This is a genomic window from Alteripontixanthobacter muriae (genome assembly GCF_013336795.1).
Classification (GTDB): domain Bacteria; phylum Pseudomonadota; class Alphaproteobacteria; order Sphingomonadales; family Sphingomonadaceae; genus Pseudopontixanthobacter; species Pseudopontixanthobacter muriae.
In genome coordinates this window covers 167,495-189,096 of record NZ_JAAFZT010000050.1, presented here as the reverse complement: position 1 = coordinate 189,096, position 21,602 = coordinate 167,495, and the positions used below count along the sequence as shown (strand labels likewise).

Sequence of the window (21,602 nt, the reverse complement as noted above, 5' to 3'; positions counted from 1 at the left end):
ACATGACGCATGTTCCACCCCATATGCAAGCCATGGCCCGAACCGCGACCGAGACCCAGCAACAGGCGGCACCCACCGGAACGGTGGAAGTGCTGGAACCGCTGGTGCGCCGCGTGCTGGCCCCTAACCCATCGCCCTACACCTATACGGGCACGCAGACCTATATCGTCGGCGTGGGCGAGAGCGTGGCCGTCATCGACCCCGGTCCAGCCGATGAGGACCATCTCGATGCGCTCACTCGCGCTCTGGAAGGCGCGAGGGTGAAGGCCATCGCCTGCACCCACACTCACCGCGATCATTCACCCGCTGCCGCGCCGCTGGCCGCCCGCACCGGAGCGCCGATCATCGGCTGCGCTCCGCTGGCAATCGAAACGGACGGCCCCCGCGCCGATGCGCCTTTCGACACGGATTACGCGCCCGACCGCGTGCTTGCCGATGGAGAAGCAATCGAGGGGCCGGACTGGACCCTGCGCGCCGTGCACACGCCCGGCCATGTTTCGAACCACCTGTGCTTCGCGCTGGAGGAATCCTCGGCGCTGTTCACCGGCGACCACGTCATGGGCTGGTCGACCAGCGTCGTCGTGCCGCCGGACGGGGACATGGCCGATTACATGGCGAGCCTCGAAAAGCTGCAGCAGCGCGACGACCGTATCTATTACCCCGCCCACGGTCCCGCGGTCGAAAAGCCTCGCCAACTGGTGCGCAGCATGATGGGGCACCGCCGCCAGCGCGAACGGCAGATCCTGCGCCTGCTGGGCGAAAACCCGCAGACGATCGCGGATATGGTGCCGCAGATGTACAAGGGGCTGGACCCGCGCCTGATCCCCGCAGCGCGGATGAGCGTGAAGGCGCATCTCATCGATCTGGAACGCCGCGGCCAAGCCGCTCGTTCGGCAGATATATGGCGTGAGGGCTGACGGGCAGGCGATTATCCGCCTCGAGCATTTTTCGCAGGCCGTAACAGAGACATAGCCGCTTCGTGCGGCAGCAAGGGCAGACGATATGAGCGTTGAGAACAAATTACCCACCGGCACCGATCTCAGGGCCGAGATCGACCGCCTTCGCAAGGAGCGGAACGCCGTCATCCTCGCCCATTATTACCAGAAGCCCGAAATCCAGGACATCGCCGATTTCGTCGGCGACAGCCTTGAACTGAGCCGCAAGGCCGCCGCGACCGACGCCGATGTGATCGCCTTCTGCGGCGTCAAGTTCATGGCCGATACAGCCAAGATCCTCAGCCCGGAAAAGATCGTCGTGCTGCCCGACATGGACGCAGGGTGCAGCCTCGAGGATTCCTGCCCGCCCGACCAGTTCCGCGCCTTCCGCGCCGCCCATCCCGATCACATCGCGCTGACCTACATCAATTGCTCGACCGAGGTGAAGGCCCTGTCTGACGTGATCGTCACCAGTTCCAGCGCCGAGACGATCCTGTCGCAGATCCCGCGCGACCAGCCCATCATCTTCGGGCCGGACCGTCACCTGGGCGGTTACCTCAACCGCAAGTTCGATCGTGAAATGCTGCTATGGCCCGGCGTCTGCATCGTGCACGAGGCCTTCAGCGAAACCGAACTGATGAAACTGATGGCGCAGCACCCCGATGCTCCCGTGGCGGCACATCCCGAATGCCCTGCCCATATCGTCGAACATGCCGATTACATCGGATCGACCAGCGGCATTCTGCAATTCGCCGGCACCTTCGAAGGCGACACGCTGATCGTGGCGACGGAACCGCACATCATCCACCAGATGGAAAAGGCGCTGCCGCAGAAGAACTTCATCGGTGCGCCGGGTGCCGATGGCAACTGCAACTGCAACATCTGCCCCTACATGGCGCTGAACACGATGGAGAAGCTCTACGCCGCCCTGCGCGATCTGGAACCGCGCATCGAGATCGCGGAAGATCTGCGCCTGAAGGCCAAGCAGAGCCTCGACAAGATGCTCGAAATGGCGAGCGGCACGATCGGCCAGGGCGATCTCGGCGTCCGTAGCGACCTCGGCCACAAGCGCGACTGACGGTAAACCAAATACGGCAGCGGGCACCGTTCCGCGCGGTGCAGCGTTGCAGTAGATAAGCGGACGGATCGGGGCGGCGGCATGATCACCAGGTTGAAGGCGTTCTGGCAGAGCGTGAACGCCAGTTACTGGTTCTTCCCCGCCCTGTTCGCCCTGTCGGCACTGGTGCTGGCGCTGGTAACCACTTGGCTCGACAAGCACGGCTATGCCGAGATCATCCAGGAACTGCAATGGCTCGACCCCGCCCGCCCGCAGAGCGCGACGGACATGCTGACGGTAATTTCCGGCTCGATGATCGGGGTGGCCTCGACCGTATTTTCCATTACCATCGCCGCCGTGGCCTATGCCAGCGGAACCTACGGCCCGCGGCTGCTCACCAACTTCATGGAAGACCGCGGCAATCAACTGAGCCTTGCCACCTTCATCGGCACCTTCGTCTATTCGGTGACCGTTCTGCGCAGTGTGCGTGCTGAAGGGGAGACCCCACTCTTCGCAGCTTCGCAGGACGCGCTGCCCGGCTTCGTTCCGCAACTGTCGCTGCTGGTTGCCTATGCCTTCATGGCGGTAGCGATCATGGTGCTGGTGTACTTCCTGAACCATGTCCCCGCATCGATCCGCATCAACAGCGTTCTCGAAGGCATCGGATCGCGACTGCTGAAGGAAATCGAGACCCGCTACGACAAGCCCAATCGCGGCGCGGTGACGCTGGAGCATACCGAAGGTCGCGCGATATTGGCCAAGCAGACGGGCTACATCCAGATCATCGATTACGAGCGGCTGAGAAAGCTGGCGGAGCGGGAGAAAGGAAGGCTGGCGCTTGGCGTCAGGCCGGGCGATTTCGTCCATCCCGGCATGGTGATCGCCTATTGGCGCGATCTCGACGTGGTTCACGACCTTCCCGACGATGGAGTCCGCGACTGTTTCGCATTCGGCGCGATGCGGACCACATCGCAGGATTTGCAGTTCCTCATAGACGAACTGGTCGAGATCGGCCTTCGCGCCTTGTCACCCGGCGTGAACGATCCGTTCACGGCCGTTACAGCGATCCACTGGCTGGGCGCGGCGCTGGCCGAACTGGTGCGGCGCGACCTGTCAGTCCGCTATGGCGAGGATGAAGATCCCAGCGACGATTTGCTGATCCCGCTGAAGGACGATTTTGACCATTTTGTCGAACGCAGCTTCGGGGCGATGCGCGGGGCAGTGGCGACAAGCCGCATCGCCGCGCTGATCACGTTCGATGCGCTGATCAACGCCTCGCTGATGCTCGACGATGCTCACCGCCGCCGGGTGATGACCCGCGCAGGTGACAGACTGATGGACCAGATACGCGAAAACATCACCGGTCCGGATCTGGTGGACCTCGAAGCGCGCTACGTCGTCTTCACGCAGAAGCTCGCTCGCTGACGGTCTTCGCAAGCACCAGTGCACAGCCGAGCAGCGCCATGCCCAGAACATCGACCGCGCCGACCGCCTCGCCAAAGAAGCCCCAGCCATACAGCGCCGCAATGGCGGGTTGTGTCAGCAGTGCCAGGCCGATGATCAATGGCGAGAAATGCCGCAGGGAAAACACCAGCAGGCCCTGCCCGACAAGCTGGCTCGAAATGAACAGCGTCACCAGCGGCGTCCAGTCCTGCGGCCAGACAGGCTCGCCGCGCAAAAGAGCAATCGCCAGCAGCACGGGCGCGCCTGCTACGCTCGACCACGTCAGGATGGACCAGCTGCCCATGGTGCGCCGCACATTCTGCAACAGCAGCAGATATCCGGCGTAGAACAGTCCGGCCAGCAGGCAGAACAGATCGCCTGCCAATGTCTCGCGGCTGATTTCCAGCGACTGCCCGAACAGGATCGCAGCGCCCGCAACTGCGCTGATGATCGCTGCCCATTCCATTCCGCGCGGCAAGCGGCGGAGCAGAACGAAGCTCCAGATCATCAGGATGAGACTGCCGGAATTGCCGAACAGGGTCGCATTGCCGAGCCGGGTGGCGGCGATGCCGATGTGCCAGCTGGCAAGATCGAGCGCGAAGACCACGCCAGCCGCGATGATCGCAAGGAACACGCCCCGGGGAACTGGCGTCAGCGCCTGCCCGCTCTGCCGCGCGAAAAGGGCCAGGAACGGGATGGCCAGAAACAGGCGCCAGAAACCAGCTGCGACCGGCCCGCTATCGGCAAGCCGCACCGACCACGGACCCAGCGCCAACGCGACATTGCCCGCAAGCAAGGCAAACAGGAGCAGCCAGCGCGGGCCATTGCTTGCCGGTGCCGTTTCGGCCAGCACCTTGGGCGGCGCAGCCATCGTATCGCTGCTGAGCGAAGAAATGCTATCGGGCCGCGAAATGCTCTCGTGGTTGCGAACCGGCGCTGCTGACCCATCTTCGTTCATCGAGGCGCCATAAACCCGAATTCGGCGCGGAGCGAAATTAAATCACCCAAGGAGAAACCATGCACGAACCGCTTTTCCAACCTCTCGACCTCGGCGCGATCAAGGCACCGAACCGCATCCTCATGGCTCCGCTGACGCGCGGACGTTCCGGGGAAAGCGGCGTCCCGAACGAGATGGTCGCGACCTATTATCGCCAGCGCGCCGGTGCAGGCCTCATCATCAGTGAGGCGACCGGCATAAGCCGCGAAGGCCTTGGCTGGCCATCCGCCCCCGGTATCTGGAATGAAGAACAGGTCGAAGGCTGGAAGGACGTGACGAAAGCCGTGCACGATGCAGGTGGCCGCATCATGCTGCAGATGTGGCACATGGGTCGGCTGGTGCATCCCGACTTCCTCGGCGGCGATGCACCGGTTTCGGCATCCGACACGCAGGCTCCCGGCCATGCACACACTTACGAGGGCCGCAAGGATTACGAACCCGCCCGCGCGCTGACCGTGGAGGAAATCGCCCGCGTCGTCGGCGATTACCGGCAGGCGGCGATCAATGCCAGGGAAGCAGGATTCGACGGCGTGCAGCTGCATGGCGCAAATGGCTATCTAATCGACCAGTTCCTGCGCGATTCCACCAACAAGCGCACCGACGAATATGGCGGCAGCCCGGAAAACCGCACCCGCTTTCTGCGCGAAGTGCTGACCGCGCTGATCGAGGTCTGGGGGGCCGACCGCGTCGCTGTGCGCCTGTCGCCCAATGGCGAAACGCAGGGCTGCGACGACAGCGATCCCGCAGCGACCTTTGGTGCTGCAACCCGCGTGATCGAGGATCTGGGCCTCGCCTTCCTGGAACTGCGCGAACCCGGCCCCGATGGCACCTTCGGATCGACCGAAGTTCCGAAGCAGAGCCCGATGATCCGCGAGATCTTTTCAGGACCGCTGGTCCTCAACAGCGATTACACGCCCGAGGAAGCTGCGGCGGGTATTGTGTCCGGGAAATGCGACGCGGTGGCGTTCGGCCGGCCTTACATCTCCAACCCCGACCTCGACCGGCGCATCGCTGTGGGCGCCGAATTGGCGGAGAACCGGAACGTGCCGCAAAGCTGGTATTTGCCCGGCGCGGAAGGCTATGTCGATTACCCGACGCTCGAAGAGCAGGAAGCTGCCTGACGCATATTCTGCGGAGGGGGAGGCTTTATTCCGCCTCCTCCTCCGTGGCTGGCGTATCCTCGACGGGTTCGGCAACAACTGCTTCTTCCTGCGCGTCGCTTTCATCCCCTGCGGCGCCCTCTTCATCTGCGCCGTTACCGGCAACAGCACGGCTGCTCGTGCCATTCCTCGCCATCGGTGCGGATTGCGAATTACCTGAGCGCACAGTCGCCAGCGGCAGCATCGCGTCGCTGATGGTTCCGCCCGCGACCTGCCCCTCGGCATCCTGCGCATTGTTCGTCACGGGCGCGGGATCGTCCTTGCAGGCAGACAGAGCCAGCGCCGCCGCCACCGGCATGGTCCACAAAATGCGCTTCATCTTCAGTCTCCGTCCTGCAGATGCGCCAGGAAATCGGGCACCCTCGCCAGCAAGGCCTCGTCGAAACGGCTGGCGCTCACGCGATTACCCAGCCTTTCCATGCTCGTCACGCCGAAATCTGCGATGCCGCAGGGCACGATGCCCGCAAAATGCGACAGATCGGGCGCGAGGTTCACCGAAAAGCCGTGCATGGTCACCCACCGGCGCACCCTGACCCCGATTGCACCGATCTTCGCTTCCGACCCGCCGTCGTCCGTCCAGATGCCGATCCGTCCCGGAGAACGGCGGCTGGCAATGCCCAGATCGGACAGGGTGTCGATCACCCATTGCTCCAGCGAATGGACGTAGCTGCGCACGTCGCGGCCCCGCCTGGTCAGATCGAGCATGACGTAGCCGATCCGCTGCCCGGGGCCGTGATAGGTATAGCGTCCGCCGCGCCCCGCCTCCACCACTTCGAAGCGCGGGTCGAGCATTTCGTCGGCGGCGGCGCTGGTGCCCGCGGTGTAGACGGGCGGATGCTCCAGCAGCCAGATCATCTCGGCCGCTTCGCCGCTTGCTATCGCGCGGTTGCGCGCATCCATTTCGGCCAGCGCCTGCCGATAGGGTATGCGCGCCTCATCCTGCCGGATCTCGATCTTATCGGCGTCTAACTGGGTCATCGCCATTGCGTGGCCTGCCCCGCTTCGCTTATCAAGAGCGCGATTGCGATTAGGGGCACCAGATGACATTCGACATGAGCAGGACGTGGAGTGAGGCGCTGGGCCTGACGCGCGCCAATTTCCAGATCCTGGCGGTCATCGCAGGGGTGTTCCTGCTACTTCCCGGCATCCTGTTCTACGTCGCCGCTCCCGATCTTGCCGCATTGTCGGCGCCCGGTGCCGACGCCGAAGCGATTTCGGCGGCCATTGCCGAACATGCCGTGCCGATCGTGACCTTCGGCCTGCTATCCTTCATCCTCGGCCATATTGCCTATATGGCCATGGTGGCGCTGATGGGCGGCGATCGCCCTACGGTGGCACAGGCGCTGAGGCTTGCAGTCCGATCCCTGCCCACGCTGATAGGGGCGTTCCTGACCTTCATCATCGGCTATGTCCTGAGCTTCACGATCGTCGCTCTGGTAATCGGGCTGCTGGCAGGCATGCTCGGGCTGGGCGAAAGCGGGCCTCTGGGCTTTGCCGTGGCGACGCTCATCCTGCTCGCAACAGCCTATGTAATCACGCGCCTGTCCCTTACTCTTCCGACAATCGTCCTGAAGGGACAGCGCAACCCCATGAAGGCCCTGGCGACATCCTGGCGCCTGACAAAACCGCACGTCTGGAAGATGCTCGCCTTCTTTATCCTGCTGGTGATACCCTACATCGTGCTCAGTATCGTGCTCGGCTTCATCTTCGGGCTGCCTCTGGCACTTGCCGGACCGGAGATCGAGACATTCGGCCTCGGCCTCGTCAACGGACTGCTCGGTGCCCTGGTCGGGATCGTGTTCAGCGGTATTCTGGTGTCGATGTATGCGCAGATGGCAGGCGCGGTCAAAGGCAGCAGACAGCCCGCCGACTGAAGATCAGGCGGCGTCGTCCTTCAAGCCCCAGAACAGGCGGCAGGGCGGGACGTTCCACATCTCGAAGCCCTGTTCGATGTGGGCAAAATGCTTCGCCATGAAGTCGCGCGCGGCGGCGGAGAACTGATAGACGAGGAACGCGCCGCCGGGCCGGATGATGCGGTGCGTGGCGGCGGCGATTTCAGGGCCGACACCATTCGGCAGGGTCGAGAACGGCAGGCCCGAAAGCACGTAATCGGCATGGTCGAAGCCATTGTCCCGCACGATGCTTTCGACGTCGGCAGCCGACCCGAGAACCGCCAGGAAGCGGCTGTCGTCGATGGTGCGGTTGAGATAATCGATATAGAGTTCGTTCGTATCGATGACGATCAGCTTGCCGTCGCGGCGCAGCCGTTCCAGCACTGGGCCGCAGAATGTACCCACGCCAGGGCCGTATTCGACGAACAGGCGGCACTCGTCCCATTTCACCGGTTCCAGCATCTTGCGGATCGTGAACCCCGACGATGGGATGATCGACCCGACCATGCGCGGATGTTCCACGAAACCGCGAAAGAACACGCCCCACTGGCCCAGCATCTTGCTTAACCGACCAGAAATGGCCGGCCGGCGGCGCAACGTCAGATTATCATGACTCGTCAAAACACATACCTGTCAAGCGCCCCGCCCTGTCGGCACGGCCGTGTGCCGGGACGCCTCGCAAATTCAGCCTTGATTGGCAAGCGGCGCAAGTGTTTGTCGCTTATTGCGCGGGGAGTGTTTGCGGCGTAGCGCGGCCCATGATGGCAGCCCTTTCCGATCCCGATCCCACAACCAGTGGCTTGCCGGCAGGCGGCGATCCCGGCGAGAAAGCGGTTCGCACGATATCCCGCGAACGAATGGCCCTGCTGTTCATGGTCATGCTGGTGACCGCCGCCGGGAACACGGCAATGCAATCGGTGATGCCCTCCATCGGCACGGAACTGGGCGTTGCCGACGTCTGGATCAGCGCGGCCTATACATGGTCGGCGCTGCTGTGGGTAATCATGGCCCCGTTCTGGGCGCGCAGGTCCGATCGGCGCGGGCGCAAGGCGATGATGGCGCTTGGCCTGATCGGCTTCATCTCCAGCTTTACCCTGTGCGGGTTGATTCTGTGGTTCGGCCTCGCCGGTGCCCTTTCGGCCACGCTGACGCTGATATTCTTCGCTGCGGCGCGCAGCCTCTACGGCGGATTCGGGTCCGCCGCCCCGCCCGCCGTGCAGGCCTATGTCGCCAGCCGCACGCCGCGATCCGAACGCACCAAGGCATTGTCGCTCATCGCCTCCAGCTTCGGCCTCGGCACCGTCATCGGCCCTGCGCTGGCCCCGCTGCTGGTATTTGACGGACCGCGGCTGGTCGGACCCTTCCTCATCTTTTCGGCCATCGCGGCGGTCGTGCTGGTCGCCCTGCGCCTGCGCCTGCCGGGCGACGATCCCACCTATGCCGCGCGCGGGGACGTGCTGGCCGCCCCCTTCAGCGCCAGTTCCAACAACAATGTCGTGCGCAGCGAACAGGAGCCGGACCGAGCAGAGGGCGAACCGGCACCGGTGACCGACATCCCGAACCTATCGTGGCGCGACCGCCGCCTGCGGCCGTGGATCGTGGCTGGCCTGCTCGGCGGCCATGCACAGGCAGCCCTGCTGGGCATCGTCGGCTTTCTCGTCCTCGACCGCCTGGGCCTGCGCGCCACGCCTGACGAGGGAACCGGACCGATCGGCATCGTCCTGATGGCAGGCGCCTTCGCGACGCTGCTGGCGCAATGGGGCCTGATCCCGACATTGAAGATGGGACCGCGTTCGGCAACGTTGTGGGGTGTGATGCTGGCCTTCATCGGCACGCTGGTGGTCGGCGCGGCGAGCGATCTGCACGCCATCGCGCTGGGTGTATCGGTCGCATCGCTGGGCTTCGGCTTGTTTCGACCGGGTTTCACATCGGGCGCATCCCTCGCCGTCAATCGCAGCGAACAAGGCCAGATCGGCGGCGTGGTCGCTTCGGTGAACGGGGCGGCATACATATTCGCGCCCAGCATCGGGGTTCTTATCTATGGCTGGCAGCCGTGGCTTGCCTTCGGCATCATCGCTGCGTTCTGCGCCGTGGTCGCCCTGATCGGCTGGCGCAGCCTGGAAAGTGACGAGGTGCTCGAAGCCCGGGGCGACTTCTAGAGGATTTCCAATACCTTGTCCTTGGGCCGGCAAAGCCGCACGCCATTGTCCGTTTCGACGAGAGGTCGCTCGATCAGCGCCGGATCGGCGGCCATGGCGGCAAGCACCGTTTCGTCATCCGCAGTGGTCAGACCGCGCTCCTCGGCATCGGTCCCGCGCAGCCGGAGTCCATCGCGCGGAGCAATCCCGGCATCCGAGTAAAGCTGGCGCAGCTTGACGGCAGTCGGCGGGGTCTTGAGATATTCCACGATCTCGACGCTCACATCACCCCGTGATTGTAGGATTTCCAGAGTGTTGCGCGAGGTACCGCAACGAGGATTGTGCCAGATGGTCGCCTTCATCATTTTCGCTCCTTCGATTTCTGCTTATTCTACAGCAGCTTCGCTGTCCGGCACCGGCGTGATCGCGGGAACGGACAGCGATGCATCCTGCGTGCTGATGCCCGGCGCCGGCGCTGCGCTGATGGTTTCCTGTCGCCGCGTGACGCGCCCTGCCTGCCGGACCGCCTCCAGCAGGCGCGGATAAACGCCGCAACGACAGAGGTTCGGGATAGCGGCGGTAATCTCGGACTCACTCGGGTCGGCGTTCTTCGCCAGCAGCGCCGCTGCCGCCATGGCGATGCCGGGCGTGCAGAACCCGCATTGAATGGCCTGCTGAGCCACCATTGCCTGCTGCACCGGATGCGACCGGTCGCGCGACAATCCCTCGATAGTCGTGACGAAGCGCCCTTCCGCTTCGGCGAGGGTGATCAGGCAGCTGCGCAGCGCCTCGCCATCCACGATGACCATGCAGGCCCCGCAATCGCCTGTCCCGCAGCCATATTTCGTGCCGGTCAGATTGGCGGCATCGCGGATTGCGTGCAGCAGCGGGGTCTGCGGGTCGAGCGCGAAGCGGACCGGGCGTTCGTTCAGCGTGAAGCTTGACATGGAGGCGTTCCAGATTGAGCTTCGCGCCGCTTTTCACATGGCGCGGCGTACTTCAAGCCGGAAAGGTGCTCCCGGCGCACGAGGCGCCCTCCGTTCAGTCCCGCCAGCTGTCGTCGATCCGGTCGATCTTGCGCTTCCAGGCTTCGAAATCGGCATAGCCGGGGCCGCCCGGCGCCTGCGCCTGGCCGATGTCCCGCTGGTGTACGCCGACCACCTCGTCCGAAACATGGAGCGGCTTGCCCATCGCCAGGGTCAGGCACTGGATTTCGCAGGCGCGCTGCAGCGCCCAGGTCTGCACGAACATTTCGGGAATGGTGCGCCCCATCACCACCGGGCCGTGGTTCCGCAGCATCAGGATGCGCTTGCCACCCAGGTTCTTGACCAGCCGCTCGCCTTCCTCGGCGCGAACGGTGACGCCCTCGAAATCGTGGTAGCCGATTTGTCCGATGAAATTACAGGCGTAGAAATTCGTCGGCAGCAAGCCGCCTTCGCTGCTGCAGACCGCCATCGTTTCGGTCGTATGCGTATGGCAGATGGCGTGTGCACCGGGGACATGCTCGTGGAAATAGGCGTGCTGGGTGAAACCCGCCTTGTTCACCGGCCAGGGATTATCGGTCAGCTTGTTGCCGCGAATGTCGATCTTGACGAGGTTGGACGCGGTCACCTCTTCATACAGCAGCCCGAACGGGTTGATGAGGAACGAATCATCCTCGCCCGGAACCTTGAAAGAGATATGGTTATAAATCGATTCCGACCAGCCGAGATGGTCGAAGATGCGATAGCAAGCCGCCAGATCCTGCCTCGCCTGCCATTCTTCCGGGCTGCATTTATCCTGATGTTTCAGCTGCGTCGCCATCGCTCTCTCCTGTGTTCTGGTTGGCCCGTAGTATCGCAGCAGGACGCGCCTGCGACAAGACGTGCCGTTCCGGCATGACAGGCCGGGCCGGCACGGCTAGGGGATTGGCGCAGATGGCCAATACCCAATCCAGAGACAGTGCCCGGCTGGTAAGCGGCAGTATCGGCGGGCATCTCGTATCGCAGACGCTGCCGATGGTGATCGGCGTGGCGGCGATCATGTCGATCGGACTGATCGACGCTTATTACATCGGCCAGTTGGGTTCGCGGGAACTGGCGGCAATCGCCTTCATCTTTCCGATAACGGTGGCGCTTTCCAGCCTTGGTGTGGGCGTGATGGTCGGCGTCAATTCCGTCGTAGCTCGATCCCTCGGGGGCGGAGACCAGGCAGCCGCCGCGCGCCGGGCCAATTTCGGCATTCTGTTCGCCGTGGCCAGCGGTGTTGTTCTGGGCCTGATCCTCTATGCGCTGCTGGACCCGCTGTTTCGCCTGATGCAGGCGCCTGACGACCTGCTGCCGCTGATCCGCACCTACATGGCTCCCTTCGCGCTCGGTTTCCCGTTACAGATGACGCTGATGGGCACCAATGGCGTGCTGCGCGGCCAAGGTGAGGCGCGCAAGACCTCGTTCGTTTCCGTGACCTACGCCGCGGCGAACTGGGTGCTGGATCCGATCCTGATAACGGGTGCATTCGGCATCGGCGGCTTCGGCGTTGCGGGCGCGGCCTATGCCACTCTGGCCGGCTGGGCGCTGGCGATCGTGCTCGGCATCTGGATGCTCAGCCACACTGATCTGCCCTTCCGCCCCCGCATGCTGCGCCGGGCGGATTTCGGCGCCGCGACCAGCGCCATAGCCCGCGTCGCGGCACCCGCTGCCTTTTCCAACGCCATCAACCCCATCGGCCTGTCCGTCCTGACGGCGCTGATCGCGGCTGAGGGCGAAGCTGCAGTGGCCGGTTTTGGCGCAGCGGGCCGGTTGCAGAGCTTCGCCGTCGTCCCGCTGCTCGGACTCTCGGGATCCATCGGCGCGATCGTCGGGCAGAACTGGGGAGCGGGCCGGGCCGACAGGGCAAGGCGAGCGGTCAAGTTCGCCGGCCTGTTCTGCATCCTCTATGGCCTGCTGCTGGCCGCAGTGCTGTTTGCGGCGGGCGAATGGTTCGCCGGGTTCTTCACCGAAGATGCCGCGGTAATCCGCGAATTCGCGCTGTATCTGTCCATCGCAGCCTGGGGTTATGCCGGATATGGTCTGCTGATCGTCGGCAATGGCGCTCTGAACGCCGTCGACAAGGCAGGCGCGGCGCTGGCGCAAAGCTTTGCGCGAGTCTTTTTGTTCATGCTCCCGGTTGCATGGCTGCTGCGGGATGTCTGGGGGTCGCAGGCAATCTATGCCGGCGAGTTGGTTGCGAATATCGCCGGTGGAGCGATTGCGGCGTGGCTGGTGTGGCACATCTTGCACCGCGACCCGAAAAGAACCGAGGATGCGGCAATCGCCCCGCAAAACGGCGGCACGAAGGCGAAGGCCAGCCTGGCCACAGTGGACCCCTCCGCCGCCACCTGAGTGCATTAGATCCTCATCGTAATGACTTCGGTGAGACTTCGTTAACCATCCCGCGCCATAGCCTGCACGAAGGGTCTATGGGGGACAGGGCGCGCGATGGACGATCTGCTGGCAGAATTCACCGCTGAAACGCGAGAAATGCTGGAGGCTATCGGAGGAGAGCTCGTCGCATGGGAAGCGAACCCGACCGATCGATGCCGCCTCGATACGATCTTCCGCTTCGTGCATACGGTAAAGGGAAATTGCGGGTTCTTCGACTTCCCCCGACTCGAACGGCTTAGCCATGCTGCAGAAAGCGTGCTGGCCGACCTGCGGTCCGACCGGCGCCAGGTCGATAGGGCGCTGGTAGACGGCGTTCTGGCTATCATCGACAGAATCGGCGCAATCGTCGCAGCCATTGAAAGCGAGGCGCCCGAACCTGGGGATGACGACGCGAAACTGATCGCGGCTCTCGCGGAAAGCGGCGAAATGACGGCGCAGACTTCATGCGATGCCATGCTGCCGGGCCATGCAGACATAGCTCCTTCGCTCCCGGCGTACGTTGCAGCCGACAGCGGGCCTGCCCTTTCAACGCCCCGTTCGATCCGGTTACCAGTGGAATTGATGGACCGGGTCATGGCCGGCGTATCGGACATGGTGCTGGCCCGGAACGATCTCGCCCGGCGCCTGAAGGCCGAAGGGCGCGGCGGATTGGTGGGCGAAATCTGTGGTGCGCCATTCGCCCGGCTATCCTCGATCATCGACGATGTGCGGGAAGCCACGACGCGGATGCGGATGCAGCGCCTCGAACATCTTTTCGGATCGCTGCCGCGCATGATCCGCGACTTGTCGGCGGACCTTGGCAAGCAGGTCATGATTGATATCTCCGGCGCGGATGTCGAACTGGACCGCGAGATGATCGAGATGGTCCGCGATCCGCTGACCCATATCATTCGCAATGCCATCGATCACGGGATCGAGAAGCCTTCTGCGCGCCTGGGCCACGGCAAGCGCGAAATCGGCCTGATCGAGGTCGCCGCCCGCCAGACCGGCAACCGCATCCTCATCACCATCGCAGACGACGGCCTCGGCATCGATGGCGAGGCCTTGACGAAAAAGGCGCTTGCCGCCGGTGTCGTGACCGAAGAAGAGGCTGCAAGCCTGTCCCAAGCCGAACAGCTCGACCTGATCTTCGAGCCCGGAATTACGACGGCTGAGAAGGTGTCGGAGATTTCCGGCCGCGGCGTGGGCATGGATGTGGTCCGCACGAATATCGAGAAGATCGGCGGGACGATCGCGCTGGAGAGCACACGAGGCGAAGGGACGCGCTTCATGCTTGAACTGCCGCTCACCCTCTCCATCATCCCCGCCTTGACGATCATGGCGGGGGGACAGAATTTCGCATTGCCGCGCTCGGGCATTGCCGAGATCGTTGCCGCCAGCCGAGATGAAGAGCGGTTCACGCAAGCGGGCGACGCGCTGCTGGCGACCATCCGGGGCCAACGCGTCGCCTGTGCACATCTGGCCGATATTCTCGGGCTTTCCCCCGGCCGCGCCGTTGGCAAATGTCCGCTGCTAATAGCGACGCTTGCGAATGGCGACCGCTTTGCGCTTGCCGTCGACCGGGTGCTGGATCACGAAGAACTTGTCGTGAAGCCCGTCGCGCCCGCGATCATGGCTACCGGCCTGTATGCCGGCACGACGCTGCTGGACGATGGCAGTCCGGTGATGATGCTCGATCTCGCGGGACTTTCCCGCCGCGCCGGCCTTGCCGGCCAGCACACCCGGCGGAACAGGCAGTTGGCAAGTGATGCCGAGGATATCGGGCAATCTGCCTACGCGGGCCCGGCTCGACCGATTCTCGTCTTCGAGGCTTTGGACGGACAGCGCCGCGCAGTGCGGATGGATCTGGTTGCACGCATCGAACGATCGCCCGCCTCCAGCGTCACGCGTCTGCAGGATGGGCGTTGCCAGATCGTCATCGATGGACGGGTCGAAACCCTGGCCGGGGTTGCCAGCGCAGATTTGCCGCAGGACACGCTGGTGCTTCTGCGCCTCAGCGATGGTGCGGCGGCCCACCTGTCCTATGCCGTTCGGCGGATCATCGACAGTGCGGCGCTGAATGGCACGCTGTTCCCGGCAGGCCCGGATGATGAAGGCGTCGAAGGCATCGCTCTTGTCGATGGGTTGCGGACCGAAATACTCGACGCCTTCGCCCTTTTTGCCGGTGAACAGGCCCGTGTTCCGGATCCGGTGCAACGCCCCACATGCTATCTGCCGGATAGTGATCCCTGGATCATGGCCGTGCTGATGCCGCTGGTGGAACAGGCGGGCTACCGCGTCACGCACGATCCGGAAGTCGAGGCGAACATGGCGTTCCTTGACGAGAGAGCGCATCCGCCCAGCGGCGCTGGCAAGGTCATTCGCCTAAGATCGGAGGCTGCCCTAGGCAGCGGCTCGTCCGCCGAGAACGAGATCTACCGCTATGACCGGCCTGCGCTGATGGCGGCCCTGGGCGCAGCCGGGGCAGCAGCGTGAGCGATCTTGTCCTGCTCGTGCGGATCGCTGGCCGGCTGGTCGCTTTCGATGCAGATGACGTGCATTCCGTCATCGATATAGACGATGTGTCGCCGGTACCGCATGCGCCGCCTCATGTTCTCGGCCTATCCGCCTTGCGCAGCCGAACGGTGACCGTGATCGACCCGGCGGCCGCGGCGGGGATCATACAAAATGAGAACTGCTCGCCCTGCGGCCGTGCCGTGGCGGTGGAACGCGGACCACACCTTTACGCCCTGCGGGTGGAAGAGGCGGAGGATGTCGCGGCCAGGATCGGCGAACCAATACCCATCGCTGCCGATATCGGTGCCGGTTGGCGGCGTGCTGCCCGCGGCATGCAGGAAACGGCGCAGGGCCCTGCCCTGCTTGGCGATGTGCAGGCCTTTCTCCACGTGGAAAATACGCATGCCGATTAACAGCTTGCACATATCCGCAGGCTATCGCTGTTCAAAACAACCGGGAATCGCACCTCAATGAAAACATGTCTGATCGTCGATGATTCACGGGTCATCCGCAAAGTTTCGCGTCATATCCTGGAGTCGCTGCACTTCCAGGTGGAAGAGGCAGCGGACGGCCGGGATGGGCTGGACCACTGCGACCGGCACATGCCGGACATCATCCTGCTGGACTGGAACATGCCGGTGATGACAGGCATCGAATTCATCACCCACTTGCGAATACGACCCGGCGGGCAAAAGCCCAAGGTGGTGTTCTGCACCACTGAAAACGACATCGAGCATATCCGCCGCGCGATCAGCGCGGGTGCGGACGAATATGTGATGAAGCCGTTCGATCAGGAAACGCTGCAGATCAAGTTGCAACTGGTCGGCTTCGGCTGAGGAAACGGCAATTGGTTGCGTTCGCATCCGAAAACGCGCTGCTGAAAAGCGGCAAAGTGCGTGGCGCGCGCGTGCTGATCGTGGACGATTCGCTCACCGTTCGCGGTGCGCTGACCCGCAGCCTGTCACAGGATCCGGCGATCGAAGTGGTGGCGACTGCCGGCAGCGGCGAACGCGCCTTGCACGAACTCGGCCGCAGAATCGTGGATGTGGTCCTGCTCGACCTCGAGATGCCGGGAATGGGCGGCATGGAGGCGCTGCCACGGATGCTGGCGATGCATCCCGGTCTTGCCGTCATCGTCATCTCCTCTCTGACCGAAGCTGGTGCACGGCACAGCGTCGAGGCGCTTGCGATGGGCGCCGCCGACACGATCCTGAAGCCGCGCCCAGGCGAGTTCACCGACGATTGGCAGCAAGCGCTGATCGACCGCATACATGCCCTGGGTGCGCGTCGCGGGATTGCACCGCCGGAAGCTCCTGCCGCTCGGCCACATTTCGCTGCTTCGGAAGAGGGTCAGCGATCTGCCCCGCACTTGCGGTTCGTCGAAAAACAGGCAGCGGTCAAGGGAGAGAATGCTGCACCCGGAACGCTCCGCCTGATAGCGATCGGCGCTTCCACGGGGGGCATCCATGCCTTGGGTCAGTTCCTGAGACATCTGCCGCATCATGTCGCCTTGCCCATCTTGGTGACGCAGCATCTTCCGGCGGCCTTCATGCCAGTATTCGCAAGGCAGTTGGCCGACATTAGCGGCAGGCCCGCCACTATCGCTGAAGAAGGCGCGGTGCTTGAATGCGGCAGCATCGCCATCGCCCCCGGCAGCGCTCATCTTTCCATCCGCTGCGAACAAGGGCCGAACGGGCCCGAAAGGATCCGCTGCCGCCTGCACGACAATCCTGCGCCCAGCGGCTTCATGCCTTCGGTCGACCCCATGTTCACGGCCATCGCCGCAGCCCTGCCCGGTCAGGCCATCGGCATCGTGCTTTCCGGGATGGGCAGCGACGGTTCGGCGGGCGCGGCGCTGATGCATCAATGCGGCAACATCATGCTGGTGCAGGACGAAGCCAGCAGCGCCGTGTGGGGCATGCCGCGCGTCGTGGCACAGGCAGGCCACGCGCATGGCGTAATGGCTCCGGACCGGATTGCCCGCCACGTTGCGCGGCTCGTGAGCGATCCTCTAGAGAGAACTGGCCGGGCAGCTACATGACCTCGGCCTCGCAGCGCATCATCCTTGACCTGCTTCGCAGCCGCACAGGACAACATATGGCGGAGAGCCGGCGCTGGCGCATCGACAGCGCCCTGGCGGGGCTGTATCGCCGGCTGGGCATCGCCAATGCCGACCAGCTCGTCTGCATGCTTGCGGTGGACGGACAGGATGCTCTTGCAGACGAGGTCGTCGAGGCTCTGCTGAACAACGAGACCTATTTCTTTCGCGACCGCAACCTGTTCACCACTCTCGCAACCGAATTCCTGCCCGCTCTAGCAGCACGGCGCGCAAGTACGAAACGCCTCTCGATCTGGTCCGCAGGGTGTTCGACGGGACAGGAGGTTCTGACCCTCGCAATGCTGTTTGCCGCAGACCGGCAGTGGGACGACTGGAAAATCGAGATACTCGGCACCGATGTTTCGGCCGGTGCCATCTGCACGGCGCGATTGGGCCGATACAGCCAATTCGAGATCCAGCGGGGCCTCGGCGTCGTTGAAATGATCGGCTATTTCGACGAGACGGACAGCGGCTGGCAAAGCCGCAATCGTTTTGCCGCCGACATCCGCTTCGAACAGCACAACCTTCTGGACGCCGCTCCGCGAAGCGAGGCCTTCGATCTGGTGCTCTGCCGCAATCTGCTCCTTTATTTCGACGCTGCCACTCGCGCGGCTGCCTTCGCGCGGCTGCGAAGCGCACTGGCAGATGACGGCTTACTGATGCTCGGTGCCGGCGAAACACCGATTGGGCAGACTGACCTCTTCAGCGCCATTGCAGGCGCGAACGGAATGGCCTGCCCCCTGAAGACCGCTGGCCGGGCGGAAAGCAGCCACAGGCTGGTGAGCGCGGGTTGATCCCTCCTGCGGGTTCAGCGGTGTCATCCGGCCGCGCTTTACGCTTCCTTAGAAGGTGACTGGCTAGAGCAGCGCGGGGAATGGCAAAAATGCCGTGGGGAGCACTGGGCCTTGATGAAACTGCTGGCAGATCGGGAAAAATTCGCGGCGGGATTGCTCGTCTTCATGCCGCTTGTCGTGCTCAGCGTCATTTTTGCCGCCCTGGCACTGGCCCTGTTCTTTAACGAACGTATCGAAATCGCGAATGCGACAGCGATGATCGTGACGGGCGGGCTAGCCTATGCGGTCGCCGTCGCACTTCTCGGCCGCTTCGGTATGAACAATATCGCCCGTCTGGAACAGCTTGGGTTGACCGATTCGCTCAGCCAGTTGCCCAATCGGCGAGCCCTTCATCTCGATATCAGGCGAGATACCGAGGCGGGGGAGGAAATCGCGCTCGCCCTCATCGATCTCGACGGGTTCAAGCTCGTCAACGATCACTACGGACATTTCGTCGGCGACGTCCTGATCCGCAGGATTGCCGATGTACTGAAAGAGGTGCTCGGGACCGAGGCGCGTTGCTACCGGCTCGGCGGCGACGAGTTCGCGCTCGTCATGGAAGGCCCTCTTGCCGGCACCATTCTGGAGGGCATGTGCAGGGCTTTTCTCGAAAAACTGGAAAAGCCGATCATTGTCGAAGACCGGCGTATCGTCATCGGTGCCAGCATCGGCCTTTCGCGCGGGCGAGCGGGTGAAAGCGCATCGTCAGAATTGCTGCGGCAATCCGATGTCGCGATGTATGCGTCCAAACGCGGCGGTAAGATGCGCTGCACCTGGTTCAGTCCCAAGTTCGATCGCGATCTGGAAGCGCTGCGCGCCATGGACGAAGACATGCGCCATGCGCTCGCGCACGAGGAGTTCCGCGTGCATTATCAACCGCTGGTCGATGCCCGGACCGGGGCTGTCACAGCGGTGGAATCCCTGCTGCGGTGGCCGCGGGCAAATGGCGAGATGGTCGGCCCGCACATCTTCATTCCCGTGGCCGAGGAATCCGGCTTCATCAACGCGATCGGGCTTTGGGTCCTGCGCCAGGCCTGCACGGATGCGATGACATGGAACGACATCAAGCTTTCGGTCAACATTTCGGCAGCACAGTTGCGCAACCCGGAATTTCCCATCGAACTGGGTCAGATACTTGAAGAAACCGGTTTCCCCCCAGAACGGCTCGAGCTTGAGATCACGGAAACATGCCTCGTTCTTGACCCCGTCGTGGCGGAGCGCAGCCTTCAGCTTATCCGGAAATTCGGTGTGAACGTCGTGCTGGACGATTTCGGCACCGGCTATGCCTCCATCGGCTTCCTGCGCCAGTTCCGGTTTGAAAAACTCAAACTCGACCGATCGCTGATCGTCGATGCGGAAGCAGACGAAGGTAGCCGCGCCATGATGCTTTCGAGCATCAGCGTGGCCCGCGCCATGAAGATGGATGTCACGGCGGAAGGTGTCGAAACAGAAGCCCAGGCCGACCTTGCCCGCATGTCGGGCTGCGACCAGATTCAGGGATGGCTCTATTACAAGGCCATGCCGGCAGACCAGATCGCACAGCATCTGGAAAAGAGCGAAAGCCCGCAACCAGGCAGCGCCAGGAAAGTAGCATGACCGAAATCGCGATGGATAAAAGCAAGCTGACCGAGGGTTCGGCCAATGGAGGCCAGAGGGTCTCTGCTGCTTCTGCGCAGTCCGGGCGGCGTGAGGCGGATTCCGGAAAGACAGTCCAGAGCTGGATCGCCAACCTCGACAAGGATGCCAAACTGTGGGTCGCCGCAGGGCTGCCACTGCTGCTTCTGACGATCACGGCTGCGATCGCCTGTTTCCACTTCCAGTCCGCGGCCGAGATTGCGTCCGCGACTGCCGAACCCGGCGCAGGGCAGCTCACCGACCTGATGCAGTCGGGCCTGATCTGGACCATTGGCGCGGTTCTGGTTTCCGCCGTGATCTTCATTATCGGCGGAAAGCTGCTGTCGCGCGATGTGCTGGACACCGTCGAGGCGCTGAACGCTGCAATGCAGCGGATCGGCAATGGTGACGTGGATTGTCATGTGCCCCATCAGGATCGACGCGATCTCTACGGCGTTATGGCACGGGAACTCGAACAGTTCCGCGCCCACACCGCGCACTTCCTGCAGTTGCGTGAGAATGAGGCGGCAGTCGCTGCCGAACGGGAGGACCTGCGAAAGCACCGTGAGGACCATCTGCGCAAGGTCGCCGACCAGCTGGAAAAAGTTGTGGCGGACACCGTCGGCAATGTGGCGACGGCAGCAGGGCAGCTCCATCGCACAGCCGACACGATGGCCGACGCAGCCGACATATCGTCCATCCGGTCCGAACGGGTTTCCAAGGCGATGGAGGAGGCATCCTCCGGCGTGACAGCCGCGGCTGCCGCCAGCGACGAATTCGCAATGTCCATCGGCGAGATCAGCCGGCAGGCGGCCAGTTCTGCGGACCTCGCCCGCCGTGCATCGCGAAGCGCGGCAGAGGCCGACACCACCATGTCCGATCTTGCCTCAGCGGCAAAAGAGGTCAGCAAGATCGTGGAACTGATCCAGACCATCGCGAAACGGACCAATTTGCTGGCGCTCAACGCTTCGATCGAGGCTGCACGCGGCGGCGAGGCCGGCCGGGGATTTGCCGTCGTCGCGGCCGAGGTGAAGGATCTGGCTGCCCAGACCACCCGCGCAACGGAAGACGTGGCCCGACAGATCAGCGACATGCAGCATTCCACCGGTGCCAGCGTGCAGGCGCTCCGCCAGATCGGCCATCAGGTACACGAGCTGGAAAGCACCGCAATCTCCATCGCTTCGGCGGTGGATCAGCAATCCGTCGCCGGGCAGGATCTCGCCCGCAGCATCGATCTCGCCGCGCGGGGAACGGACGAGGTGCAGAACAACATCGCTTTGGTGCGCGAAGCTTCGGTAACTACGGGAAATTCGGCATCGGAAGTGCTGGCCGCCGCAACGGAGCTGGACCGGCAGACGGCGACCCTGCGCAGCAGGTTCGAGGATTTCCTGCGCGACATGCGGCAGGGCTGAAAGAAGGCCACCGCCGCTGACGAACGAGCAGCTGCCTACCGGATGTGACGGTCTCAACAACACCGCTGCCCTAGAATACGGTTTCTCGCGCAAGGCAGTTGTCGCAGCCGTCTACGGCCTTGCGAA

Annotated in this window: 21 protein-coding genes; 14 read left to right on the top strand and 7 right to left on the bottom strand. The window is 63.4% G+C overall.

Features of this window, described 5'->3' with window-relative positions; translation table 11 throughout:
• The first annotated feature begins 32 nt into the window (after positions 1 to 32).
• The 3 genes from G7A66_RS13815 (at position 33) to G7A66_RS13805 (ending at position 3,417) form a co-directional block, all read left to right on the top strand.
• A complete protein-coding gene (locus G7A66_RS13815) occupies positions 33 to 917 on the top strand; it encodes an MBL fold metallo-hydrolase (RefSeq protein WP_174296239.1) in 885 nt (294 codons plus the stop codon).
• A gap of 85 nt (positions 918 to 1,002) precedes the next feature.
• Positions 1,003 to 2,013 carry a quinolinate synthase NadA gene (gene nadA / locus G7A66_RS13810; RefSeq protein ID WP_174296238.1) on the top strand — a complete coding sequence of 337 codons (1,011 nt, stop codon included), beginning with the start codon at positions 1,003 to 1,005 and terminating at the stop codon, positions 2,011 to 2,013.
• Positions 2,014 to 2,094: 81 nt separating this feature from the next.
• Positions 2,095 to 3,417 carry a DUF2254 domain-containing protein gene (locus G7A66_RS13805; RefSeq protein ID WP_174296237.1) on the top strand — a complete coding sequence of 441 codons (1,323 nt, stop codon included), beginning with the start codon at positions 2,095 to 2,097 and terminating at the stop codon, positions 3,415 to 3,417.
• Here G7A66_RS13805 and G7A66_RS13800 read toward each other — a convergent pair.
• Entirely contained in the window at positions 3,395 to 4,393 is a 999-nt protein-coding gene (locus G7A66_RS13800; protein WP_232366909.1) for a DMT family transporter, read from the bottom strand. The genes G7A66_RS13805 and G7A66_RS13800 overlap by 23 nt on opposite strands.
• 59 nt (positions 4,394 to 4,452) lie before the next feature.
• On the opposite strand from G7A66_RS13800, the gene G7A66_RS13795 reads away from it, so the two are divergent.
• Positions 4,453 to 5,553 carry an alkene reductase gene (locus G7A66_RS13795; protein ID WP_174296236.1) on the top strand — a complete coding sequence of 367 codons (1,101 nt, stop codon included), beginning with the start codon at positions 4,453 to 4,455 and terminating at the stop codon, positions 5,551 to 5,553.
• A gap of 25 nt (positions 5,554 to 5,578) precedes the next feature.
• On the opposite strand, the gene G7A66_RS13790 is transcribed toward G7A66_RS13795, so the two are convergent.
• Complete coding sequence (locus G7A66_RS13790) at positions 5,579 to 5,911, bottom strand: hypothetical protein (RefSeq protein ID WP_174296235.1); 333 nt, start codon at positions 5,909 to 5,911, stop codon at positions 5,579 to 5,581.
• Between the two features lie 2 nt (positions 5,912 to 5,913).
• Positions 5,914 to 6,570: a lipoyl(octanoyl) transferase LipB gene (lipB, locus tag G7A66_RS13785; RefSeq protein ID WP_174296234.1), complete on the bottom strand. Its 657-nt coding sequence runs from the start codon at positions 6,568 to 6,570 to the stop codon at positions 5,914 to 5,916.
• Positions 6,571 to 6,644: 74 nt separating this feature from the next.
• Between lipB and G7A66_RS13780 the strand changes: the two genes are divergently transcribed.
• The gene (locus G7A66_RS13780) at positions 6,645 to 7,466 is read left to right on the top strand and encodes a glycerophosphoryl diester phosphodiesterase membrane domain-containing protein (protein ID WP_174296233.1); all 822 of its coding nucleotides are present in this window, start codon (positions 6,645 to 6,647) and stop codon (positions 7,464 to 7,466) included.
• 3 nt (positions 7,467 to 7,469) lie between these two features.
• Here G7A66_RS13780 and G7A66_RS13775 read toward each other — a convergent pair whose 3' ends face one another.
• A complete protein-coding gene (locus tag G7A66_RS13775; RefSeq protein WP_232366908.1) occupies positions 7,470 to 8,042 on the bottom strand; it encodes a class I SAM-dependent methyltransferase in 573 nt (190 codons plus the stop codon).
• A gap of 203 nt (positions 8,043 to 8,245) precedes the next feature.
• Here G7A66_RS13775 and G7A66_RS13770 point away from each other — a divergent pair, with 203 nt between their 5' ends.
• A complete protein-coding gene (locus tag G7A66_RS13770) occupies positions 8,246 to 9,643 on the top strand; it encodes an MFS transporter (RefSeq protein ID WP_408609274.1) in 1,398 nt (465 codons plus the stop codon).
• On the opposite strand, the gene arsC is transcribed toward G7A66_RS13770, so the two are convergent.
• From arsC to G7A66_RS13755, 3 genes are all read right to left on the bottom strand, one after another.
• Positions 9,640 to 9,984 (bottom strand): arsenate reductase (glutaredoxin), encoded by a 345-nt coding sequence (arsC, locus tag G7A66_RS13765; RefSeq protein WP_174296271.1) that lies wholly within the window; start codon positions 9,982 to 9,984, stop codon positions 9,640 to 9,642. The two genes, G7A66_RS13770 and arsC, sit on opposite strands and share 4 nt — an antisense overlap.
• 24 nt (positions 9,985 to 10,008) lie before the next feature.
• Positions 10,009 to 10,569, bottom strand: coding sequence for a (2Fe-2S)-binding protein (locus G7A66_RS13760; protein WP_174296231.1), 561 nt, complete (start codon positions 10,567 to 10,569; stop codon positions 10,009 to 10,011).
• Between the two features lie 94 nt (positions 10,570 to 10,663).
• On the bottom strand, positions 10,664 to 11,425 hold the full coding sequence (locus tag G7A66_RS13755) for a class II aldolase/adducin family protein (RefSeq protein ID WP_174296230.1): 762 nt from the start codon (positions 11,423 to 11,425) through the stop codon (positions 10,664 to 10,666).
• A gap of 113 nt (positions 11,426 to 11,538) precedes the next feature.
• On the opposite strand from G7A66_RS13755, the gene G7A66_RS13750 reads away from it, so the two are divergent.
• The 8 genes from G7A66_RS13750 (at position 11,539) to G7A66_RS13715 (ending at position 21,476) form a co-directional block, all read left to right on the top strand.
• Positions 11,539 to 12,981 (top strand): MATE family efflux transporter, encoded by a 1,443-nt coding sequence (locus G7A66_RS13750; protein ID WP_174296229.1) that lies wholly within the window; start codon positions 11,539 to 11,541, stop codon positions 12,979 to 12,981.
• Between the two features lie 96 nt (positions 12,982 to 13,077).
• Positions 13,078 to 15,498, top strand: a complete 2,421-nt coding sequence (locus G7A66_RS13745; protein ID WP_174296228.1) for a chemotaxis protein CheA — start codon at positions 13,078 to 13,080, stop codon at positions 15,496 to 15,498.
• A complete protein-coding gene (locus tag G7A66_RS13740; RefSeq protein WP_174296227.1) occupies positions 15,495 to 15,932 on the top strand; it encodes a chemotaxis protein CheW in 438 nt (145 codons plus the stop codon). The genes G7A66_RS13745 and G7A66_RS13740 overlap by 4 nt, the downstream gene beginning before the upstream one ends.
• A 57-nt stretch (positions 15,933 to 15,989) precedes the next feature.
• The gene (locus tag G7A66_RS13735) at positions 15,990 to 16,355 is read left to right on the top strand and encodes a response regulator (protein WP_174296226.1); all 366 of its coding nucleotides are present in this window, start codon (positions 15,990 to 15,992) and stop codon (positions 16,353 to 16,355) included.
• Positions 16,356 to 16,366: 11 nt separating this feature from the next.
• A complete protein-coding gene (gene cheB / locus G7A66_RS13730) occupies positions 16,367 to 17,560 on the top strand; it encodes a chemotaxis-specific protein-glutamate methyltransferase CheB (protein ID WP_232366907.1) in 1,194 nt (397 codons plus the stop codon).
• Between the two features lie 56 nt (positions 17,561 to 17,616).
• The gene (locus tag G7A66_RS13725; protein WP_232366906.1) at positions 17,617 to 18,411 is read left to right on the top strand and encodes a CheR family methyltransferase; all 795 of its coding nucleotides are present in this window, start codon (positions 17,617 to 17,619) and stop codon (positions 18,409 to 18,411) included.
• Positions 18,412 to 18,525: 114 nt separating this feature from the next.
• Positions 18,526 to 20,046, top strand: coding sequence for a putative bifunctional diguanylate cyclase/phosphodiesterase (locus G7A66_RS13720; RefSeq protein WP_232366905.1), 1,521 nt, complete (start codon positions 18,526 to 18,528; stop codon positions 20,044 to 20,046).
• Positions 20,043 to 21,476 (top strand): methyl-accepting chemotaxis protein, encoded by a 1,434-nt coding sequence (locus G7A66_RS13715; RefSeq protein WP_174296224.1) that lies wholly within the window; start codon positions 20,043 to 20,045, stop codon positions 21,474 to 21,476. The genes G7A66_RS13720 and G7A66_RS13715 overlap by 4 nt, the downstream gene beginning before the upstream one ends.
• The last annotated feature ends 126 nt before the right edge of the window (positions 21,477 to 21,602 follow it).